This is a genomic window from Nevskia soli (assembly GCF_903970205.1).
Lineage (GTDB): Bacteria > Acidobacteriota > Terriglobia > Bryobacterales > Bryobacteraceae > Bog-113.
Genome location: NZ_CAJCHS010000091.1, coordinates 1 through 4,027, shown reverse-complemented (window position 1 = coordinate 4,027; position 4,027 = coordinate 1). Strand labels below are relative to the sequence as shown.

At 62.9% G+C, this 4,027-nt stretch carries 7 protein-coding genes; 2 read left to right on the top strand and 5 right to left on the bottom strand.

Translation table 11 applies throughout. From position 1 onward, the window contains the following. From H1Y01_RS19875 to H1Y01_RS04480, 5 genes are all read right to left on the bottom strand, one after another. Positions 1–158: prepilin peptidase (locus H1Y01_RS19875; RefSeq protein WP_180539078.1), on the bottom strand; the 158-nt coding region annotated here is incomplete at its 3' end. Further along, positions 148–1,050 (bottom strand): glycosyltransferase family 4 protein, encoded by a 903-nt coding sequence (locus tag H1Y01_RS04495; protein WP_180539077.1) that lies wholly within the window; start codon positions 1,048–1,050, stop codon positions 148–150. The genes H1Y01_RS19875 and H1Y01_RS04495, both read right to left, overlap by 11 nt. Before the next feature lie 18 nt (positions 1,051–1,068). Next, the gene (locus H1Y01_RS04490; protein ID WP_180539076.1) at positions 1,069–1,800 is read right to left on the bottom strand and encodes a glycosyltransferase family 2 protein; all 732 of its coding nucleotides are present in this window, start codon (positions 1,798–1,800) and stop codon (positions 1,069–1,071) included. Further along, positions 1,797–2,765: a site-2 protease family protein gene (locus H1Y01_RS04485; protein ID WP_180539075.1), complete on the bottom strand. Its 969-nt coding sequence runs from the start codon at positions 2,763–2,765 to the stop codon at positions 1,797–1,799. Before H1Y01_RS04485 ends, H1Y01_RS04490 begins: the two co-directional genes overlap by 4 nt. A gap of 12 nt (positions 2,766–2,777) precedes the next feature. Then, complete coding sequence (locus H1Y01_RS04480) at positions 2,778–3,047, bottom strand: HU family DNA-binding protein (RefSeq protein WP_180539074.1); 270 nt, start codon at positions 3,045–3,047, stop codon at positions 2,778–2,780. Between the two features lie 63 nt (positions 3,048–3,110). Here H1Y01_RS04480 and H1Y01_RS04475 point away from each other — a divergent pair, with 63 nt between their 5' ends. Beyond that, a complete protein-coding gene (locus tag H1Y01_RS04475) occupies positions 3,111–3,641 on the top strand; it encodes a flavin reductase family protein (RefSeq protein WP_180539073.1) in 531 nt (176 codons plus the stop codon). Continuing rightward, positions 3,638–4,027, top strand: a 390-nt coding sequence (locus H1Y01_RS04470) for a Gfo/Idh/MocA family protein (protein ID WP_180539072.1), incomplete at its 3' end; no start/stop codon positions are given. The genes H1Y01_RS04475 and H1Y01_RS04470, both read left to right, overlap by 4 nt.

Below are 4,027 nucleotides of genomic sequence, written 5' to 3'. Positions count from 1 at the left end.
GGGATGTTATCCCAGGACCGCACCATCGCCCCACACTCCGGGCAATGCGAGCGCGGTCGCACCACCGATAGATCGCGAGGGAGGCGATAGATGCAGACGTTCAGGAAGCTGCCGATGAGCAGGCCGAACAACGCGGCCAGTACGACCTCAACTTCCATTCAGCACAGTCCCGTAAAGCCGCAGCGTCTCCTCCACCATGCGGTCCTCGCTGAACCGCTCCGCCACCGTGCGCCGCGCTTTCAACGACAGGTTGCGCGTCAGTTCCTCCGACACCCGCAGACTACGGATCGCCGCCGCAATCGCACTCACGTTATTCGCTACCAGCAGCCCGTTCTCGCCATGCTGAACCACCTCGCGCAACCCGCCCGTGTTGCTGGCGATCACCGGAATACCGCCCGACATGGCCAGCAGCGCGGCCGACCCCAGCCCCTCGCTGTCAGTCACATAGAGGAGCGCGCTCGCCCCCTCCAGATCGGATTCCAGCTTGCTCGACCGCAGGATCGGCGCCCCGGCTTCCCGCGCCGCCTCCAACGGCAGCGTGTTCCCCTTGCGCTCGTCGTTGAATTGCGGGATTACCACCGGCCCGTTGAAGCGCCATCGATCGCTCAGCAGCGGCACCCCGTCGTAGATCACCGTGATCCGTTCCGCCGCAATCCCCGCCCGCTTCAACTGCTGCTCCACCGCCAGCGAGATCGCCGCAAAGCGCTTCGGCCGCGAGTACTTCCAATAGGACAGCAGCCCCGGCGCAACCGGAAACACGACTCTCCGCGAGACGATCAGCGGCTTGCTGGCAAAAGTCGCCGCCATCGTGTGCGACGAGGCACAGTGCGCATGAACCAGTTGCACCTCCCCGCACATCGAGCGGATCGACCGCGGCCCGATCACGTCGCACCGGAAGTTCTCCCGCTGTGCGTTCTCCAGCAGCGGACCCTTCGATCGGGCCAACAGAATCGGTTGATGCCCCCGCTTGCGCAATCCGCGCAGCAGCCGCAGGACCTGCCATTGCCCGCCGCGCATCTCACGCCCGTGGTCCAGATGGAGGATGGTCATGCTCGTATCATCGTCGAATCATGGCCGCGCCTTTGCGTACTTCAGATAGGTGTAAAGCGCCGCCATCCAGGCGATGCTCAACCCCTGCGGCCCATCCAGAAACCCGCGCTGCACCACATAGCTTCGCAGAAACGTCCAGGCCGGGTCGAGCACCAGCCGTGCTCCGCCAACCGGTCTGCCCTTGGCCACCAGCTCCTGCGCCGCCAGAGTCGTATAACGATCCAGCGTCTTCAAATGCTCGGAAAGCGAGGAACAAGTAAAGTGCAGCAGGTCCGACTCAAGCTCCGCCACGCGACCGCGGACCCGCACGCTCTCATGCACATACTCGCCAGCCCACTCGGCCCGGTCGCGATGATACAGCCGCACCTTCCGGTCCGGATACCATCCGCTATGCAGAATCCATCGCCCGCAATACTGCGCGCGTCGCGGCATGGAATAACCATCGGCCCGCGGCCCATCTTTCTTTATGGTCAGAATCTCGCCCTCGAGCGCCTCGCTCAAAGCCTCATCCGCATCGATCGACAGAACCCACTCATTGGCCGCCGCCCCCGCCGCCAGGTTCTTCTGACGCGCGTACCCGTGCCACGGCTCCTCCACCACCCGCGCTCCCAGCCGCCGAGCGACCTCGACGGTCCGGTCCGTCGACCCGCTATCCACCACGACGATCTCGTCGCAACACCCCAGACTCTCAATTGCCCGCACCACATTCCGCTCTTCATTCAGCGTAATGATCGCAGCGGAGATTTTCATTCGGTAACGGGCGCCAGCGTGAAGCAGATCAAAAACAGGAACAGCGCGAGCGCCCCCAGCCGCCATCGCAACGCCCCAACCTCCCTCAGGTCGTATATCGGCGGATGCCGGCGCGCAAACAGGAACAGCACCACCGCCCAGAGTACCCAGCCCAGCCAGAAGAACGCCCCCAGCGGGATCAGCACCGCCACCGTCGCCCGCGTCACCCACTTGTGCCCGCGCCCGAACAGCGCATACACGATATGCCCGCCATCCAGCTGCCCCGCCGGCAGCAGATTCAGCGCCGTGGCGAACATCCCGACCCACGCCGCCCGCGCAATGGGATGCAGATACACATCGTTCACCGAATGCCCTGGAAACGCCAACCCTTCGAACAACCGCAGGAACAACGGAGTCCCGAAATGCAGCGAACCGGTCATCCCGATATTGGGTATCAGCTTCGAGAACGCAAGCCCAATCCCCGCCGCGGGAATGATGAACAGAAACCCGGCGATCGGCCCCGCCACCCCGATGTCGAACAGTTGCTTCCGCGAGAAAATCGGCGACCGAATCCGGATAAACGCGCCGAGTGTTCCCGTGAACGTCGGCGCGGGCAAAAAGAACGGCAGCGTCGCATCGATCCCGTAGTAAAGGCAGGCGACATAATGTCCACACTCGTGCGCCAGCAGGATGGTGATCAGCGTCAGCGAGAACGGCAGCCCTGTCGCCAGCGTCTCCGGATGGTTCCACCACGCCCAGAACGCGTCCATATCGCGATCGGCCTCGAACACCGGCAGATTGCGGTCGAAGTTATACTCCATCCTCGCGCCGACCGCGGACGTCGAAACCAGCGTCAACACGAACAGCAGGATATGCAGCCACCAGCGCCGCGCTACGGAAGGCGCGCGAAACTGAGGCCGTACCTCATAGCGCCGGTCGATCCATGCCGGCACGGCCAACTGATCAGGGTTTTCCGGAAAAGACAATTCGGCCGCGCTTTACTGAAGCGTCTGCAGTTCCTTGCCGGGCTTGAAGCGGACCGCTTTGCCCGGCGGGATCGACACCTCGGCCCCCGTCCGCGGGTTGCGCCCAATGCCCGTCTTCCGCGGCTTCACGTTGAATACGCCGAAGCCGCGCAACTCGATCCGGTCTCCTTGCTCCAAAGCCTGCTTCATCTTCTCGAACACGGTCTCGACCGCCATCTCGGCTTTGGTCTTCGTGATTCCGGTCTTGTTCACGACCTCGTTGATAATATCGAGCTTGATCAAAAAACAGCCTCCGGGGAAAATGCCGCTGGTCGTCAACTTGATGATAGAGTTGAGGTTAACTCGATGTCAAGCGAGCGCCCGATGGTGTTGACCCAAGACTTCGACCAGCTCGAAGCTCAAGCGGACTTCCGCCACGCCTGTTCCCGCTTCGCCACCGGTATCGCCCTGCTCTCTCTGCTCGACGCCGAGGGCCAGCCTCACGGCATGACCGTCAACTCCTTCACGTCGGTCTCGCTCGATCCGCTGCTGTTCCTGGTGTGCATCGATTACAAGGCCGGCCTATGGCCGCTTTTGAAGATCGGATCCCCCATCGCCGTCAGCATCCTCGCCGAAGACCAGCAGCAGCTTTCCGTCCGGTTCGCGCGACCCGGCTTCGACCGCTTTGGCGATGTCGAGTGGTCCCCCGGCCAGACCGGCGCGCCGCTTCTAGCCGGCGCCATCGCCGCGATCGAAGGCATAGTTAGCGAGCTCATCCCGGCCGGTGACCACTCGATCGTACTTGCATCCGTTTCCGCAACCAGATACAGTGATGGCCGTCCCCTGCTCTACTTCAGCAGCCGCTACGCCCATATAGGAGGTCCGCACACCGTATGAATCGCCGTTATTTCCTCATGAGCACCGCCGCGCTCGCGACCGGAGCCGCCACGCGCGGCATCGCCAGCCCCAACGACACCATCCGTATCGCGTGCGTGGGCGTCCGCGGTCAGGGCGGCACGCACCTTAAGGAATACGGGAAGATGCCGAATGTCGAGATTGCCGCCATTGTCGACATCGACGAGAGCGTGCTCAACAAGCGCCTGGCCGAGGTCGAAAAGGCCAGCGGCAAGCGTCCGCAAGGGTATAGCGATCTCCGCAAGCTCCTGGAAGACAAGAACATTGACGCGGTTTCTATCGCGACGCCCAACCACAGCCACACCTTACAAACCATCTGGGCTTGCCAGGCGGGTAAAGATGTCTACTGCGAGAAGCCTTGCTCGCAT

Bases quoted from the DNA above. Each gene is read 5' to 3' on its own strand.
- H1Y01_RS04475 (WP_180539073.1), top strand. From the start codon at position 3,111: ATGTCAAGCGAGCGCCCGATGGTGTTGACCCAAGACTTCGACCAGCTC.
- H1Y01_RS04490 (WP_180539076.1), bottom strand. From the start codon at position 1,800: ATGAAAATCTCCGCTGCGATCATTACGCTGAATGAAGAGCGGAATGTG.
- H1Y01_RS04495 (WP_180539077.1), bottom strand. From the start codon at position 1,050: ATGACCATCCTCCATCTGGACCACGGGCGTGAGATGCGCGGCGGGCAA.